This window comes from Anaeromonas gelatinilytica, assembly GCF_016820635.1.
Classification (GTDB): Bacteria; Bacillota; Clostridia; order Tissierellales; family SIT17; genus Anaeromonas; species Anaeromonas gelatinilytica.
In genome coordinates this window covers 29,836-46,958 of sequence record NZ_WSFU01000099.1, presented here as the reverse complement: position 1 = coordinate 46,958, position 17,123 = coordinate 29,836, and the positions used below count along the sequence as shown (strand labels likewise).

Sequence of the window (17,123 nt, the reverse complement as noted above, 5' to 3'; positions counted from 1 at the left end):
TTTTCATTATATAATTTTTTCCATGTCAAACTGTAATTATTTCTTTAATGCAACACTAGAAGGCTACTGCGCCCATTTTTCATGCGACACCGTTCGAGTCTTTTCTCGGATAGGTGTCTTTTTATTTGCTGGTCTTTGGGACAAGCCTTTGCGCAACTTCGGGCCAACTTGGCCCGAAGTCAGACCTATGAGTGCCGAACCCCGGGAACTGACCCGCCGGGAACGCACCGCAATCCGCAGGCTGGTAACAGGTATGTGCGCCAACTATGACCCGGAATATGGCTGTCTGCCCCTTGATTACGGCGGCTGTTATATGCTGGATAAATACTGGACGGGCGCATACTGCAAGTATTTTAAAAAGGCGTGCTTACGCTTGACCCAGTGCTGGAAGCTGATTTAGCCGGAAACCCTGCGGTGCTTTCCCGTAAGACCTGTCCGGTCTGTGGTGCGGCCTATCTTCCTGTCACCAGTCAGACCTATTGCTCCGAAGCCTGCCGCCGGAAAGGAAAACGCGAAGCAGACCGCCGCCGCCAACAGCGGCACAGGCGCAAAAACAAGGGGTAAGGTGTCACGAAGTTTGCTTGAAAAAGCCTTGATTTCCGGGGTTTTCCGGCCCCGGTTTCAAGGAAAAGGTATCTATGCTTCATGTCCCCGCTTTTTGGGTGTAACAGCGTGACATTTTCATGTATGAAAACGGAGGAAAAAATAAGCGATAACGTAAAAGGACATGAAATCAAACGGGCCATTGCCTTTGAGAATGACCGGGGTTTTGCTCTTGGGGAAAATCCGCAGGCGGTACAGCACTTTGCCACATGGCAGTTTACCGAGGACGCAAGCGGCAGGCGCGATTATTATTGGGGATACTATACCACCGATAAAGCCGCCGCCACAAGGGATTATGAGAATCGTGTTTCCGAATATCAGTATGACTACGGCGTATCCGAAAAAACAGCTTACAAGTATTATTCCACACAAAGGCCGGTGGACATTGGTACGTTCCCCAAAACGGAGAACGGCCCACTGTATCTTGTGAACTTTGATAAGCGGGAAAGTGTGGAACAGGGCCGTTTTCTGGCATGGGGCTATCTTGTATATGACGCACCTCTGACAGAAAAGCAGATGACCGACTATGAGCTTCGGGCGACTCCCGGCAATCCCGACAGAAAAGCCCCCATGTGGGAACCGGGAGAAAGTAAATCCATTGCCGCCCGGCTGGTAGAGGGAGCAAAACAGGCGGCACAAGACAACGTCACCCGTCCTGCTCCCGAAAAAGGCACAGAAAAAGACCGATAATCACTTCGGGCCAACTTGGCCCGAAGTCATAAAAAAGGAGGTTTTTTAGAATGGAAAAGGATAACTATTTGAAAAATGCAGAGCTTTCGACCGAGCAGAATTACAACATGATTGATGGGATTCCGAATAACACGCCTCTGCCTGTTCCGCAGGCTATGCCGGAGGAAAGGCCGAAAGACCGGGTAAAGGAGCCGCCGGCAAAGCGCAGGAGCCGGGAACGGGAGGAACGGTGAGCCGCTCCAAACGCAGGCGGGGCGTTCCTCTTTATGTTTGGGTGAGTGATGAAGAATACGCCGCCATTGGGGAACGTATGGCACAGGCTGGAACGCAGAATTTAAGTGCGTATATTCGCAAAATGGCACTCAATGGTTATGTGTTGAATGTTGACCTTGCTCCTGTTCGGGAGTTGGTTTCCCTGCAACGCAGATGTGCCAACAATCTGAATCAGGTTGCGATTCACGCCAATACCTACGGCGTTTATCCGTCCGAAATTGCTGCCCTGCAAAAAGATTATACCGAGTTATGGAACCGGGTTTCAGAGGTACTTAAACAGCTTATGGCGGTAGTGCAGCTATAAGGAAAGCGGGGAGCGTTGGCACAATGCCGCCGCTCCCCGCTTTTTGACAAGAAAACTTTTTATTAAAGAAAATTATGATTATAGTGGAGCCATCATTTCGTCAACTTTACTTGCTATATATGTTGGCACAATATTAAATTTCCGAACATCTAGGTAATGCAAGTAATCATTTTCAATATGGTAGGTTTCATCAATAAATTTGTACCATGCATTGTCTTGCGGACACATTCTAATCTTATTGCAAATTTCACACATGGCTCGAAACAATTGAAGTTTAAAATAGGAATTGTGCTCTTGCTGATAAAGTTCCTTAATACCTTGTTGGGTATATGTATGCTCTTTCAATGTTTCGTAAACAAAATCAGAAATGTATTCTTTTATTAACTGGATTCCTGATTCAATTTCCTGGTGTGGCATATCCTCAAACTGTTCATTTGCAATTTTTCTTTTTATTTCATTACCATGAATTAGGCATGACAATATTTCATAAGCATACCCCCACGCCCCAACACAGCCATTTAGTTCACAGCATTTTCTAAGAGCGGCAATTCGGCTTATAATATTAATATCCGGGTTTGAAGCAATCTCTTTATTCTCTGTAAGAACTAGCTTTACGTCAGAAGCAGGGTCAATTTCTTCCTCTTCAACTGTTCCGCCATCATTCCAAATAAAAGAAGATGTAACAGAATCACCCGATAGTTTCCCTATAATCACAAAGTCAATAATTGGTTCAAAATCATGGGTTAACAATAGAACTGTCTTACCAGCAAAAGAAACATCCTTTTTACCTATATCTTTTTTAAACAATCTATGCAATATTGCAAATTTTTTATTGCTATCAAATGACGAGATAGGGTCATCTAAAATTATTAGATCTGGATTTTGCGATTTTGCATAGTACATAAACAATATTAACGAGAATGCATTTTTTTCTCCCCAGCTTAAATGGTTTCTGATATTTGAAACATCTGTTTTTTCGTTGCTAAAGCACTGTTTTAATATTGTTTTACTGTTGGATTCGTCCTCTGCTTGTATTTCAAGCTCATAGTTAATACCTGCTGTTTTCAAAAACCTATTAATATCATCTTGAGACTCCTTTATTGTGGCCTGCATAACACCCTTTAAAGAACCCATTTCTTCTTTGATTTTTCCGACTTCTGCCTTTAGGCTTTCGACATTTGCATTTATTCGACCAACTATGCCAGTAATTAAGTCCCCACCAAAATACACTAAAAGTTCAGCGGGTATCTCCATATTATTTATTTGGGCATCAAGAGTAGATATATCAGCAATTGCGATTTGTTTTTTACCGAAATTAATCATTGCATCGAACTTTTTTAAAAGAAGATCAAATTCAGTGTATAACTTGTTAATAACCAGTTGTATTGTATCTTCTGGAGTATCTTGTTTTATGTAGGAAATAAGCGTACTAAACTGAATAGGGTCAAGATAAACCTCTAAACTTTCCAATAAATCCATAACTTCTTTCAAATTTTGGCTATCGCTTTTTTTGAATGTTTGAGAAAAGACCTTTTTCTGTTCCTCGTGAGTTTGAGGTAATGATTCTGCACAAAAGGGACACTTATCAATAGTATCAAATTTGTCACCTTGCGTTTTCCATGCAATCCAATTTATGTTGTTATCTGAATCCGAAATAAATGGTCGATAACTTTCTAATTGAGTTGGTATATTATAAAGATTGTTTTTAGATAAAAGACTACCTAATGCACCTTTTTTGCTAAGTTTTCCGCTGGCAGTTGTGGTAAACTTTCCGAGTAACTTTGATAACTTGTCCCTTAGTTCGACAACTTCGTTATCTTCTTCCATTAGTTTTCTCAACGTTGCTAGATGTTCATCTAATTTTGCTTTTCTCAAATCATAGGTTGGTGTTTTAATGAACACTTCAAAGGGTTTTCCTATAACTTCACTTTCTTTAAAAACCACTTGATTTACAAAAGTTTCATCAAAAATCAAGACGTTATTGAAAGCTGGGGCTATTGTAATAGAGGCTGAATCTTCACTATAAAAGGATTTTAGCGTTTGCAGTTTATCATTGTCACTAAAATAATCAATTGCTTTTGAAATTGTTGTTTTTCCAGTTCCGTTAATTCCATATTTGATATTTAGCTTCTCTGGACATATTTTAAAATGTCCCATAGTAATATTATTACAATTCTTAATTTCGACATTATGCATGCTGTACACCTCCAATTCTTTAATAATAATATACAACATGTACCAAAATAATACAATATAAGATGAGTATAAAACTATATCGGTGCGGCCTCGACAACATTGTTGCACCCTGCCTCAAATGGTAAAATATAGGTAGGATACAACAAGAAAGCCACTCAATAAAAGGAGAATTTTTATGAAGTTTATCAAGCTAATATTTAAGATTATCGCCGCACCGTTTGTGGTTCTGCTGACGATAGTAACACCCATGATTGAATTTGTATTCTGCTATGCCGCCGCTCTTTTACAGGTGGTTTCCGGGATAGGCGTTCTTATCAGTATTGCCCTGCTGATAAGCGGTGAAAAGCTGGGCTTCGGCGTGTTCCTGTTTCTGTCATTTTTAATTTCTCCCCTTGGGATTCCCGCCATTGCGGAATACCTGATTGACGGACTGCACAGCCTGAATAGTTCACTTCGCTTTTTCATTGTAAGCTAACAGCAGCATAACAGAACTGCCGAGCAACTTCGGGTCAACTTGGCCCGAAGTTGTTTTTTCGAGGAAAGGAGGAAACGCACATGGCAACCACCCGCCTTATGACTCGTCATACAGGAAGTGGCATGACCATTATGGAAACTTTAAAGGACGGTTTTGACTACGGGAAAAATCCAGATAAGACCCGGGGCGGCAATTTAATTCTTGCCTATGAATGTGACCCTGCCACGGCTGACGCAGAATTTTTACTCTCTAAAGCAAAATATAAGGCTATTACCGGGCGGGAGCAAAAACGGGAGAATGATGTGCTGTATTATCAAATCCGACAGGCGTTCCTGCCTGGTGAAACAGACCCGGAAACCGCCCTTAAAATCAGCTATGACCTTGCCCTGCGCTGGACGAAAGGGCGATATGCCTTTTTCGTGGTTTCCCATGCTGACCGTCCCCACCCTCATTGCCATATTTACTACAATTCAACCTCGTTGGACTGCGCCCGGAAATTCCGGGATTTTATCGGTTCGGCCCGTGCGGTGCGGCGGCTCTCCGACCGGATATGCCTTGAAAACGGACTGTCTGTCATCACCAATCCGAAACGCCACAGCAAGGGAAAATTCAAGCATTACGGGGAATGGCTCGGCGGTCACAAGACGCCCACCTTTCAAGAGAAATTAAAGGCGCAGATTGATATTTGCCTTGCAATGAAGCCGCCGGATATGGACACTTTTTTACAGGCAATGACGGCGGCTGGTTATGAAATCAAGCAGGGGCGCGGCGGCACGATCAGCTTTCGGGTAGAGGGCCAGGAACGCTTTACCCGGCTCCGTGCTTCTACGCTTGGCAAGGGGGCTACGGGCAGGAGGATATACAAGCGGCGATTGAGGGAAAAGCCGCTCCGCAGGAACGGCGCAAGGTCAATCTGATTGTGGATATTCAAGCCCGTATGAAAGCCGGAAAAGGCCCGGCTTATGAACGCTGGGCAAAGGTATTCAACCTCAAGCAGATGGCGGCAGCTTTACAGTATTTGCAGGAAAATGGTTTGCTGGAATATGCAGATTTGGAGCAAAAGACCGCAGAGCTTACCAACCGTTTCCATACGCTTTCAGACAGCATAAAAGCCGCCGAATCCGCTATGCGCATCAACGCAGAGCTAAAGGCGGCTGTGGTAGATTATGCGAAAGCCCGGCCTGTGTTTGAGGGATACAAGGCGGCGAAGTACAGCAAAAAATATCTTGCGGTGCATGAAGCGGATATTGCCGCCTACCGGGCGGCGCAGGATACTTTCCGACGTTTGCTGTCCGCGGCAAAGCTCCCTAAAATGGATACGCTGAAAGCAGAGTTTCAGCGGTTGTCGGCAGACAAGAAAAAGGCTTATCGGGAGTATCGGGAAACCAAAAAGGCCATGCATGAAATTGTTACAGTGAAAAGCAATATTGACCATCTGCTCGGCCTGACGGAAGCGCAGAAAAATAAGGAAATGGAGCGATAGCGAACATGACGCAACATGAGGTGCAACGCACCGACTTCGGGCCAACTTGGCCCGAAGTCGCAGGGTTTGGGGAAGGCACTCCCCAACAAGCAATTTTTGAGTTTTCCCGCAAGAGAAAATCTCAATAATGTGCAAGTGTCAATACACTTGCCCTGCTTGCCGTTTTGCTTTTGCCGTATTACTGTGGCATTCACATGGGTGTGTGCATACTTTTTAGGCACAGTAAGAAGTGATACATAAGTGTGAAAATCCGAATAAAAGTCCCTTATAGCACGAATATCAAAGATTCTAACTTTCTCTTGACCAGTCGGTCTAATTGTGCTATGCTATCATTAGACCAGTCGGTCAAGAAGGAGGTTTTATAATGATTACTATTAATAGCGTATACCACGACTATGGAGGAAAAGGACATTATGCTGTGACTGACATTTCCTTTTCCGTTGAAAGTGGAAAAATCTTTGGATTTCTGGGACCTTCTGGTGCAGGAAAATCCACAGTGCAGAACATTATGACAGGGCTTATTCCATTACAGCGAGGCGAAGTTCTCTATGATGGTAAATCTGTTAAAGCTTTAAACACTAAGTTTTTTAATCAAATTGGTGTGTCGTTTGAACAACCTAACGTTTACGCAAAACTGACGGGATATGAAAACCTTAAATATTTTGCGGCGCTTTTTTCCGTTCCCACACACGACCCAATGAAACTGCTGGACAGAGTAGGCCTGAGAGAATCGGCGCATAAAAAAGCTTCGGAGTATTCCAAGGGGATGCGGCAACGGCTCACACTTGCAAGAGCGCTGATTAACAAGCCAAAATATTTGTTCCTTGACGAACCCACAAGCGGGCTTGACCCATCCACGGCGGCAAATGTCCGGGAACTGATCAGGGAACAACGGGACAGCGGGGCGGCGGTATTTTTGACAACGCATAATATGGAGCTTGCCGATTCGCTCTGTGATACTGTGGCCTTTTTGTATAACGGTAAGGTTGCGGCAATGGATTCGCCCGAGGTGCTGAAACGCCAATATGGAAAACGACTTGTAACCGTCGTATATGACGAGGTCGGAAACGAACGCTCCAAGTCTTTTGACATGGATGACCGCAAAGCCCTTGCCGAATTTCTACTGAGCGTAAATCCTGTCAAAATCCATTCTCAGGAGGCCACGCTTGAGGAAATATTTCTGCGTGTTACCGGGAAGGAGCTAAAGTCATGAGCGGCATTCTCGCACTGGGCATTCAGGATTTCAAGCGCCTTTTAACAAACGCCCTTTTTTGGGTGATTACCGCAACCCTGGTACTCATTATCGTACTCATTAATTTTGCACTTCCTGAAAATATTTCAGAAGAAGGCTACCACATCTTTTCGTATTATACAGACTATTACGCCGATCAGACCACTGCTGTAAGCAGTGAAGAGGAATTACGGCAGGCAGTCAAAGAGAACGGAACAATCGGCCTGCTCGGAAACGATGACGGTAGTATTACGGTTTTGAATCCAGGCCTATCCGAAAAGACTGTTCGTGCAATGATGACCGTGCTTCATGATCCTTCCGATACTTATGTAGAAGTAGAAAGCATAAACGAAAACAACACAGCAATCCCTTTTAACAAGCGCATGACGCCAGTCTTTATTTGCTTTGAGGCGCTCATTATCGGGTTTATTCTGGGCGGGGCCTTGATGCTGTCGGAAAAGGAAGAAGGAACGATTCGGGCAATGCGGATAGCGCCGATGGGGGCTGACAAGTATCTCATTTCAAAGACGGTGCTTTTTTCAATCATCGCAGTACTATATGCCTTACTGATGGCATTCTTTTGCATCGGTTTTGATTTTTCCATCTTTCATTTTGTTTTACTCAGTTTTTTTGGTGCTTCGATATTCTCCCTGATTGGACTTGCATTTACAACCTTTTTCAGGGATATGAGCAGTTGGTTCTTTTCTATGGCCCTCCTGCTATCTGTCAACATGCTTCCAGTTGTGGCTTATTCGGAGCCGTCTTTTTCACCGTTATGGCTCAGAATGATACCCTCCTATTCCCTGATATTTGCTTATGAAAACATTCTATTTGGAATGGGACGAAGTTTGCTTCCCACAGTGTTCACTGTGATCGGTTGGTCCATTGGCGCATATCTAATCAGCCGATTTGTGGTCGGAAGATATCTTTTGTCAAAAGGGAGGCGATAACGAATGAAAAGTATTATCATGACGATTACGCGAGAATTTAAACTGATTTTTCGGGACGGAATTACAATCTATTTAACGATTTCCCCGGCGGTACTTGCTCTGATCTTTATGTTTGTATTTGGCAGTGTTCAGGATTCGAATATCTCCCTGACAGTAGAAAAAAGTCTGCCCCGGGATTTGGTTACTAAACTGGAAGCTGTAGCTGATATTGAATATGTCGATAATCTTGAAAGTCTGAAAGAAAGAGTAAGCGGAGCGGACAGCATTGCCGGTGTTACTCTGGAAGGCGGCAATATCAGGCTGATAGTCGAAGGAAATGAAGCGCAAGGGTTTGCCGAATTGAGGCAAAAGCTTGTGAACGCCGCTCTTGATACCGAGCCTATCCAATATACGACTGAAACGGTTGAAGGTCAAAATTCTTTGGCTTATACTATTTCAATGGCCTGCATCTTTCTGCTTGCCCTGTTTATCGGTGGCTCCTCATTGGGCCTAAGCGGCGTAAATGAACGGGAAAGCGGTGTTATCCGCGCGGTTTCGGTCAGCCCTATGACGCTTGGCAGTTATGTTGTCTCAAAAATAATCCCCTCACTGCTGTTTGGTATGATTGGGGTGTCTGCCTGCGCATTGATTATGGGTCGAGTGGACGCACTGCTGCAATTCCTTCTGCTGGCTCTGTGCAGCGTTTTTGTCAGCAGTATGATCATCTTTCTGATTATTGCTTTCGCGAGTAATCAAATTGCCGCGGTTGGCGTCCTGAAAATTGTTATGCCTCTGTTTCTGGCTGTCGGGATATCCGCTGTTTTTATCCCGGAAAAGTGGCTTTTTCTATACTACGCATTGCCCATGTACTGGCAATATGCCGCAATTGACATGGTGATTTCTAACAGAGAACCAACATTCCAGCTCCTTATGATTCTTGCGACAGGATTTGTATGGTTCATCCCTGTAATGATTATATTTACGAAAAAAATAAAAATGAAAACTTGGAGGTGATTTTATGGCATGGTATTGGTGGGTTCTAATTATTGTTGCTCTTGCAGGTTTTATCTTTTTAAAGGTTAAAGTTGGCGGCGCATGGATGAAAAAGCAAAAGGAGAAAAAAGAAAGGCGCGAAAAAATTATGGAGGATGAAGACTAATGTCAGACACGAACGGAAAAATGAAATGGCAGCATGAGGGCGTTGAAAATCCTCTTAACGGCAATACGGCACTTTGCGAAGCTGCGTTGGACGTTTTTTCCACACACTCCTTTGGGGAAGCTTCTCTAAATGATATTATTAAGGCGGCGGGAATGAACAAGGGAAGCTTTTACTACCGCTTTTATGACAAACTGGATTTATATCTGTCTTTGCTCCAACGGCTTAGTGTGGAAAAACTGGAGCTGTTTGCGCAATACGACGACACGAATACAGAAGATGATTTTTTTGCGTCCATAAGGAAGAAAGCTATGTTGGGAATCCGCTTTGCGCGGAAAGAGCCAAGATACAACGCTCTCTCTCGTCGATTTCTGACTGAGGAATTGAGCTTTCGGGAAACCGTAGTTGGCGTTTTTGGCGGTGTCACCGAAAATGTTTTGCTCCGCATGGTCGAGAATGCACAGCTAAAAGGACAAATCCGAAGTGATATTTCTGTGCAGATGATGGCTGAGGTCTTTGCAATCTTACTTGAACGGATTGATAGAGTCATTATGCCCGATATGCAGGACTATGAAGTTTTGGGCAAGATAGACGAACTGATAACGGTATTGCGTAATGGAACGGCGGTAAAGTAAGTGATATCCGCAAAACGGTAGTGAAAAAGCGGATACCCAGTCCCGTTTTTTCTGATTTGTTAGAAACTGACGTAAAAGCCTAAATAGTCTAATGCAGTGATAAGTTTTCTAGAAAGCGCAATCCTTCCAGCAGAGGCTATGAGCTTAAAAAGCATAACCTCTGCTTTTTGCATAAGTATTCTCCTGTTCCGAGTTTACCGCGCCCCCCTTGGACAAGCTTTTGTATTGAATTGATGCATTGCCGGTATGCCAATCAGATTAAGAATTCTAAAATTTATGAAGTAGACACATCGGCTACGCAGAAGTTGAAATGCCAAATTCTTAAAGATAATGCATTGGAAATCCATTCAAATGTCCTATATGTAACCGCAGATTTTGAGCAAGATGATTGGTTCCAAAGGCTCTACGATGCAGGATATCAAAGTACGTTACAAACCTTATATATATGGGAAGGGGTAACCTTCTATTTATCACCGAAATCGGTAGATTCCATGCTTAGTTTATTAAGACAGCATTCCTCAACTGGAAGTATTCTCAGTTTTGATTATCAGCATAGAGACAATGAGAATACTCTAATAGATATCGGTTTAAAAGATGAAAACATAAAGTTTGGCCTAAATGTTCAAGAGTGCAATAACTATTTGCACAGTTTTGGATATTCTGTGATTGAAAGCGTAGATTCTGAAGCAATGAGTAATCGTTACTTAACAATGGTCAACGGGAATAAATTTGGAGAAGTAAAATCAATCATGAATATAGTTGCTGCACAAGTAACCTAATCAAAATATTCGCTAGATGTGAAACCGTTGTTGTAGCGGCAGAGTAAAGATATTTGCTGGGGCATAAATTGCCTGCATGGCGGCGGTTTTGAAATTAAATTCAAAGCCGCCGCTTTCCTTTAAAAAAGGGAAATGCGGGGGACGTGATAATTGCGCCCTTTTTTAGCTGGGCGGCTTTGGGATAGGAGACTCTTATGTATCCGAAGTCGCTATTTCATTTTAGGGAGGAGCCGTTGCCTTGCTGTAACGGTTTGGCTTAGCTGACGCTCCAATACTTTATAAATTCAAAATAAGCATAAAAATGATGGCCGATCAGTGCGGCCATTTTTCATTCGACACCTTTCGTGCTAATTTGCGCAAAGGTGTTTTTTTGTACTATTTTTTCATTAACAGCGCATGGGATAAGTCCTGTCACTTCGGGCCAACTTGGCCCGAAGTCCGGCTCTGCTGTCGTTCCCCGCCCTCTCCATTTTGATTCGCTAATCCCTAAAAAATCGAAATGGAGGAACGCCCTATGGCTAAAATCAATCTGCGGGATTATTACCCGTTTTATAATTCAGACTTTTTGGTTGAGATACCCGATGAAATCAAGGACGCTTTGCTGGAAGCGGAACGTTTGGAGAAAAACTACATTCGCCGCCGCTTCTATAACAAGGCCCACTATTCGCTGGATGCTGACGACGGGATTGAAAAGGATATTCTTTTCGTATCCCTTTCCCCTTGTGAGATTTACGAGCGCAAAATTACTGCCGAACAACTGCACTCCGCAATTGCTTCCATGCCGGACAAGCAGGGGAAACGGATTTATGCCCATTACATACTCGGCATAAGCAAATCTGATATTGCAAGGGCAGAGGGTGTAAATGAAAAAGCGGTCAGAGTTGCTATTGAGAAGGCGCTAAAAAGTATGGAAAAAATTTTAAAAAAATCTGACTTTTGATTCCGAAATTGCCTTTTAAATCACATGGCTATTAGAAGGAGCTTTTTTCTCCGTCTGCTGTTCTTTGACAACTGAATACCGATAACCCGGATACGTTCAATCATAAGGGAGCCAAGCCGCAGGGTACGCCAAGACCGCCCGTTGAAAGGGGGAAAGTCCAAACGGAGCGTGAGCGATTCCTACCAACTGTGACAAGATAGATTCGGCAATCTGCCCGGCGATAATCTTTTGATTGGTACAATGATACTTACGGTTTGAACGCTTCACAGCATTGACCGTCGCGCCATCAGCATGGAGCGGGGTGAAATTCCCATGAGGGCGGTTGCCGCCGCCCGTCCAGGTTATCGTCTTTTATATATAGGGAGTGCCGCGTCGCTTCTTTCTGTCTTATGACAAGCCGACCTATAACGGCGCGGTATCCTCCCTAGTGATGATAAATGGAGATTTGAACTTCGGGCCATGTTGGCCCGAAGTGTGAGGAAAGATTAACAGCCATCACTTTTGCTGACAAGAGTGGTGGCTGTTTGTGTTTCCTCATAAGACAAACGGGAAACTGAAAGTACATTTTTCATTTGAGAAGGAGGTACAAAGTGATGGTGAATCTGGAACAGATCAACACAATGCAAGATGTGGATATTGCCACAGTGGATAAATCACAGTTGACAGATGTTAGCGAAATCGACTTTGATAACAGCCTGCCTCAAAGGGAACGTGCGGCACATATTTTGAAGCAGGTAAAAAACCCTTACTGCTTCCGTCATGGAGATACTGCGGTAAAGGTAGAGTTCCTGGAGGACGGCCCACCCTTGCAGGATGTAATTACAAACTTTCTTATACGGCAGAAAAGCGGCCTGTAATCGGTCATGCCACTTCGGGTCAAGTTGGCCCGAAATCGGTACTATCCGCTATCTAACGGCATTTTTAAGCCCTCGACAACATTGTTCACATTATGCTGAAATGGTATAATATAGGTGTAATGTGATAGGAAGGAGGAAGCATGGCACGAACCAAAAACAGTGAAACAAATAGGACCGTTTCTCAATTATCGTATAATCCTACACGCTGGAATCTTGCAAAATATATCCGGTTATCCAAAGAGGACTTAAACCGTGGCAAGGACGACAGCAACAGTGTTACCAATCAAAAAAAACTACTTGATGATTATTACAGACAGCATCTTGATGAATTTGAAAGCGCAGAAACCTATGTTGATGACGGTTGCACAGGTACAGACACCAACCGGGCTGACTTTCAAAGACTACTGGCTGACATTTACGCGAAAAAGGTAAACTGCGTGATTGTCAAAGACCTTTCCCGCCTTTCTCGTAACTATACGGACGCAGGAAGTCTGATTGAAAATTTGTTTGTTCAGATGAATGTACGCTTTATCAGCTTGGCAGAGGGTGTAGACAGTTATTTGAATCCTGACAGTGTATCCAGTATCCTTGTTCCTATAACCAACGTAATGAACGACCAGTATTGCTACCAGACCTCAAAGAAAATCCGTCAGGTATTTGACTACAAGAAACGCAATGGGGAATTTATCGGCTCCTATGCCCCCTATGGCTACATCAAAGACCCCAATGATAAACACGCTTTGTTGGTAGACCACGAAGCCGCAGAAGTAGTAAAGCAGATTTTTTCCATGTGTCTAAGCGGTATGACCGTCAGGGCTATTGTAAATCATCTAAACAACCACGGTGTTATGTGTCCTTCTGTTTACAAGCAAAGTCAGGGATTAAAGTACAAATGCCCCAACGGACAGACACAGCCTATGTGGGGTACCATTACTATCAGCAATATGCTGAAAAACCCCGTCTATGTTGGGGATATGGCACAGGGGCGAAATCGTGTGAAAAGCTACAAGATACACAAAATCGAAGCCGTACCCGAAAAAGACTGGATTGTTGTTCAGAACACCCATGAACCGATTATTGACCGAGAAGCCTTTGAAAAGGTCAAGCAACTGCTAAAGCGTGATACCCGCACTTCTCCAAAACAGAAACAGCTTTATCTGTTCAGCGGCTTTCTCCGTTGTGCAGATTGTGGCAGGGCAATGTCGCGGATAGCAAGCAAGGAATTTTATGTTTACTACCAATGCGGAACATACAAGAGCCTTTCTAAAAAAGCCTGTACCATGCACTCTATTAAAAGCACAAGGCTTGAAGCGGCTGTCCTTTATGCAATCAGGCAACAGGTACACCTTGCGGTCAGCTATTCCGCTATTGTATCAAAAATCAACTTGGCTCCGCTCAAAAAAAGTCAGTCGGCTTGACTGAATGAACTGATTGCCGCAAAAGAAAAAGAGCTTGCCAAAATCATGCGATATAAGCAAGCACTTTATCAGGACTGGAAAGACGGTCATATCACACATAATGATTACCGCCACATGAACGAAGATTACGAACAGCAGAATGAAGCCATTGGCACAGTGATTGCCAATCTGAAAAAAGAGCGGGACGAACTGGAAAATGACATTGATACCGAAAATCCTTTTTTAGCAACTTTCCGAAAATACGAGAACATCGACAAGCTGACAAGGGAAATCCTGATTGAGCTGGTTGACCATATCAAGGTATACGAGGGCGGCGACATCAGCATACGGTTTAAGTTTGCCAACGAGCTACGCCGCATTATCCAATATATCGAAGTCAACTCGCATTTACAGGTAGGATAAGACACCTACACACGAACAGAGCTTGTTGGTTTTCCTAATATATAACACTCATAATATCCTTTACACCAAAAACGTCTATTCCCATATTTATATTTTAAATTTGCATACCTATCAAATATCATTAAACTACTTTTTCCTTTTAAATAAACCATGAATGATGACATACTTATTTTAGGAGGTATTGATACTACCTACATGCTTCTGCTTCTATTATTTCTACTCCCTTATACTCACATAATTGTCTTAGTATTTTCCCTATATCTTTTTTTATTTTTCTATATATAATTTGTCTTCTATACTTTGGTGAAAATACTATATGATACTTACAATTCCACTTCGTATGTGATAAACTATTTATGTCCTTCATTGGACTCCTCCTTTGTTATTTAGTCGGTTGGTCAGACCTGACTTTATTATATAACAAAGGAGATTTTTTACTCATAGCTAAAGCTTTTTGGAACCACCCGCTTAGCATGTAATTTTCTTAATACAGTAAAATCATGTGGAGTAGAGTCTCCATCTGATTTAAATTAAACCTATAGAGGCGTAATTTTATAATTTTTATATTTAATTAATGATATATTTACTATATACTCAAACTTTATTATGATTATATAAAATTCTTTCAAAATAAAAAGATAGATATTCTTTAGAATACCTACTTAAAATTTAAACATACTATATCTATAAAAACTCATATACATCATTATAAAGTTTATTTTTTATTTTATTAAATGTATCCTTGTCTACAGACTTAGGATAAGTCATAACTAGCAAAGTCACAGATTTCTTATTTTTTTCATAAGCTGGTTGTTTATATGAAAAATTATTTAAATAAAAATTCAATTCCTCGTAAAACTTTATTCTTCTTTTAGCTATATCATTTTCTGGTTTTTCTACTTCTAGTACAATCATTTTATTAAACTCATTCAGTAATTCTTTTAAAAATCTTTTTCCATAACCTTTACCTCTATATTTTTTATCTATAGCATAATGATCTATAAAAATAAAATCATCTAAATCCCATATAGCAATAAATCCGACTATCTCATCCTTATCCTTCAATGGTCGAAAACTATATCGAGAATCTTTTAATATTTTCTTTTGCAACTCTATACTTCTCTTTTCATCTTCTGGAAAAGATGAATTATATATATCCCAAATATAATTTAATTCATTCATATATATCATCCTTTCGTTATATTATTTATTAACTAATATAATAACATAAAAAAAGATGATCTTTATATTAACCATCTTTTTTATACAATTAATTATTCTATCTATCCGAATATGGCATTTACTATTATTAATTCAACTAAGCCTACAAACCATGCAATCGTTGTAGTTACAGACCAGACTTTAATTTGCTCTTTTGCTTCTTTTATACCTAACATACGATTTACTACCCAGAAATAACTATCATTAAAATATGAAAACATTAAAGACCCCATTGAAGCTCCAATTGCTGCAAATACAGGATTTACATTTAATGTTGCTATTATTGGTGCCGTAATTGATGCTGCTGTAATCATAGCTACAGTACCACTTCCCTGTATAAGTCTTACCAATGTAGCTATAACAAAAGGCAATAATATTGCTGGTAAATTAGATTGGGCTATAAGCTCTGCAATATAATCTCCTGCACCACTATCTCTTAATACCATTCCTAAAGCTCCGCCACCACCAGTTACTAATATAATAATACCCGCTGATTTAATTCCTACTTCCATTTTTTCTAATGTTTCCTGTCTGCTATAATTTCCAGTTAATGCAAATATAGCTACTATAAGTCCAATTCCAACCGCTATAACTGGAGAACCTAAAAATGTAATTATAGAAGCCATACTTCCTTCATAACCTACAGCTGTTCCTATAGTATCTATTAATATTAATACTATAGGAACCAATATAGGTGCAAAAGAAGCTAATGTTGATGGTAATTCTTTATTTTCCTCCATATTGAAGTTTTCTCCTAATAATTCCTTTTTAGGATCAATTGTTATCCAACTTAATCCATCCTCAGTTGGCATTCTATATATTCTTTTACCAATCCATTTTCCATATATCATTCCTGCTATTGTCATAGGAATTGCAAAAATAATTCCCCACAATAAGAAAGATCCAACACTTACATCAAATATACCAGCTACTCCCACTGGTCCAGGTGTAGGTGGAACAAGAGAATGAGTTATTACAAGACCTAATGCCAATGCTATGCCTAAAGAAATTGCTGATCTTTTTGTCTTTCGGGATATCGCTTTCACTAAAGGTGATAAAATAACGAATCCTGAATCACAATAAATAGGTATTGCTACAATAAACCCTGTTATAGCTAAAGCTAACTCTTCACGGCCTTTTCCTAATCTTTTAATAAAAGTCCTAGCCATTCTTTCTGCTGCACCACTAATTTGAAAAATTTCTCCCATCATAACTCCAAAACCAATTATTATACCAATACTTCCTAAGGTTCCTCCAAAACCATTGGATATTGATGTTATAATACTATCTGGTGGCATACCACCTATAAGACCTGTTGTTGCTGCTGTTATTATTAATGCTAAAAATGTGTGAATTTTGGTTTTCATTATTAAAAATATTAATAATGCTATACCTATAACTAGTCCCAAAATCATTTGATTTCCTGAAACTGTCATATCCATATTATTCCTCCTTTTTTAAATGTAATATTTTGAATATATATAATATTGTGAATGTAATAACGAGTTTATTCTATTAATTTTCAAGTCAT

General features: G+C 41.2%; 20 protein-coding genes and 1 pseudogene. 17 read left to right on the top strand and 4 right to left on the bottom strand.

The window, feature by feature from the left end:
• The 4 genes from GOQ29_RS15160 to GOQ29_RS08530 all read left to right on the top strand — a co-directional run.
• A partial coding sequence (locus GOQ29_RS15160) for a cysteine-rich VLP protein (protein ID WP_425475069.1) occupies positions 1-400 on the top strand: 400 nt, incomplete at its 5' end.
• 272 nt (positions 401-672) lie between these two features.
• A complete protein-coding gene (locus tag GOQ29_RS08540; RefSeq protein ID WP_350445998.1) occupies positions 673-1,293 on the top strand; it encodes a defense against restriction DarA-related protein in 621 nt (206 codons plus the stop codon).
• 50 nt (positions 1,294-1,343) lie between these two features.
• The gene (locus GOQ29_RS08535; protein ID WP_203372232.1) at positions 1,344-1,526 is read left to right on the top strand and encodes a DUF4316 domain-containing protein; all 183 of its coding nucleotides are present in this window, start codon (positions 1,344-1,346) and stop codon (positions 1,524-1,526) included.
• Entirely contained in the window at positions 1,523-1,870 is a 348-nt protein-coding gene (locus tag GOQ29_RS08530; RefSeq protein WP_203372231.1) for a plasmid mobilization protein, read from the top strand. The genes GOQ29_RS08535 and GOQ29_RS08530 overlap by 4 nt, the downstream gene beginning before the upstream one ends.
• A gap of 78 nt (positions 1,871-1,948) precedes the next feature.
• On the opposite strand, the gene GOQ29_RS08525 is transcribed toward GOQ29_RS08530, so the two are convergent.
• Complete coding sequence (locus GOQ29_RS08525; RefSeq protein WP_203372230.1) at positions 1,949-4,066, bottom strand: AAA family ATPase; 2,118 nt, start codon at positions 4,064-4,066, stop codon at positions 1,949-1,951.
• A gap of 175 nt (positions 4,067-4,241) precedes the next feature.
• On the opposite strand from GOQ29_RS08525, the gene GOQ29_RS08520 reads away from it, so the two are divergent.
• From GOQ29_RS08520 to GOQ29_RS15210, 13 genes are all read left to right on the top strand, one after another.
• Positions 4,242-4,541, top strand: coding sequence for a CD1845 family protein (locus tag GOQ29_RS08520; RefSeq protein WP_203372229.1), 300 nt, complete (start codon positions 4,242-4,244; stop codon positions 4,539-4,541).
• Positions 4,542-4,621: 80 nt separating this feature from the next.
• On the top strand, positions 4,622-5,458 hold the full coding sequence (locus GOQ29_RS15220) for a relaxase/mobilization nuclease domain-containing protein (RefSeq protein ID WP_484477074.1): 837 nt from the start codon (positions 4,622-4,624) through the stop codon (positions 5,456-5,458).
• A 20-nt stretch (positions 5,459-5,478) separates the two neighbouring features.
• Complete coding sequence (locus GOQ29_RS15215) at positions 5,479-6,024, top strand: hypothetical protein (protein ID WP_484477073.1); 546 nt, start codon at positions 5,479-5,481, stop codon at positions 6,022-6,024.
• Between the two features lie 364 nt (positions 6,025-6,388).
• Positions 6,389-7,237: an ABC transporter ATP-binding protein gene (locus GOQ29_RS08510; RefSeq protein WP_203372228.1), complete on the top strand. Its 849-nt coding sequence runs from the start codon at positions 6,389-6,391 to the stop codon at positions 7,235-7,237.
• Positions 7,234-8,205, top strand: a complete 972-nt coding sequence (locus GOQ29_RS08505) for an ABC transporter permease (RefSeq protein ID WP_203372227.1) — start codon at positions 7,234-7,236, stop codon at positions 8,203-8,205. The genes GOQ29_RS08510 and GOQ29_RS08505 overlap by 4 nt, the downstream gene beginning before the upstream one ends.
• Positions 8,206-8,208: 3 nt before the next feature.
• Positions 8,209-9,198 (top strand): ABC transporter permease, encoded by a 990-nt coding sequence (locus tag GOQ29_RS08500; RefSeq protein WP_203372226.1) that lies wholly within the window; start codon positions 8,209-8,211, stop codon positions 9,196-9,198.
• A 4-nt stretch (positions 9,199-9,202) separates the two neighbouring features.
• On the top strand, positions 9,203-9,343 hold the full coding sequence (locus GOQ29_RS08495) for a hypothetical protein (RefSeq protein WP_203372225.1): 141 nt from the start codon (positions 9,203-9,205) through the stop codon (positions 9,341-9,343).
• The gene (locus GOQ29_RS08490; protein ID WP_203372224.1) at positions 9,343-9,975 is read left to right on the top strand and encodes a TetR/AcrR family transcriptional regulator; all 633 of its coding nucleotides are present in this window, start codon (positions 9,343-9,345) and stop codon (positions 9,973-9,975) included. The genes GOQ29_RS08495 and GOQ29_RS08490 overlap by 1 nt, the downstream gene beginning before the upstream one ends.
• A 233-nt stretch (positions 9,976-10,208) precedes the next feature.
• Positions 10,209-10,754: a class I SAM-dependent methyltransferase gene (locus GOQ29_RS08485; protein WP_203372223.1), complete on the top strand. Its 546-nt coding sequence runs from the start codon at positions 10,209-10,211 to the stop codon at positions 10,752-10,754.
• Between the two features lie 514 nt (positions 10,755-11,268).
• Entirely contained in the window at positions 11,269-11,694 is a 426-nt protein-coding gene (locus GOQ29_RS08480; protein ID WP_203372222.1) for an RNA polymerase sigma factor, read from the top strand.
• Between the two features lie 593 nt (positions 11,695-12,287).
• The gene (locus GOQ29_RS08475) at positions 12,288-12,551 is read left to right on the top strand and encodes a DUF6870 family protein (RefSeq protein ID WP_203372221.1); all 264 of its coding nucleotides are present in this window, start codon (positions 12,288-12,290) and stop codon (positions 12,549-12,551) included.
• A gap of 140 nt (positions 12,552-12,691) precedes the next feature.
• Positions 12,692-13,969 carry a recombinase family protein gene (locus GOQ29_RS08470; protein WP_484477072.1) on the top strand — a complete coding sequence of 426 codons (1,278 nt, stop codon included), beginning with the start codon at positions 12,692-12,694 and terminating at the stop codon, positions 13,967-13,969.
• Between the two features lie 45 nt (positions 13,970-14,014).
• Positions 14,015-14,371, top strand: coding sequence for a DUF4368 domain-containing protein (locus GOQ29_RS15210; RefSeq protein ID WP_484477071.1), 357 nt, complete (start codon positions 14,015-14,017; stop codon positions 14,369-14,371).
• Positions 14,372-14,421: 50 nt separating this feature from the next.
• Here GOQ29_RS15210 and tnpA read toward each other — a convergent pair.
• From tnpA to GOQ29_RS08455, 3 genes and pseudogenes are all read right to left on the bottom strand, one after another.
• Positions 14,422-14,738 (bottom strand): annotated as a pseudogene (tnpA, locus tag GOQ29_RS08465) (IS200/IS605 family transposase); the annotation flags it as partial.
• Between the two features lie 317 nt (positions 14,739-15,055).
• On the bottom strand, positions 15,056-15,553 hold the full coding sequence (locus GOQ29_RS08460; RefSeq protein WP_203372220.1) for a GNAT family N-acetyltransferase: 498 nt from the start codon (positions 15,551-15,553) through the stop codon (positions 15,056-15,058).
• Between the two features lie 101 nt (positions 15,554-15,654).
• Positions 15,655-17,034, bottom strand: a complete 1,380-nt coding sequence (locus GOQ29_RS08455) for a GntP family permease (protein WP_203372219.1) — start codon at positions 17,032-17,034, stop codon at positions 15,655-15,657.
• Between the last annotated feature and the right edge of the window lie 89 nt (positions 17,035-17,123).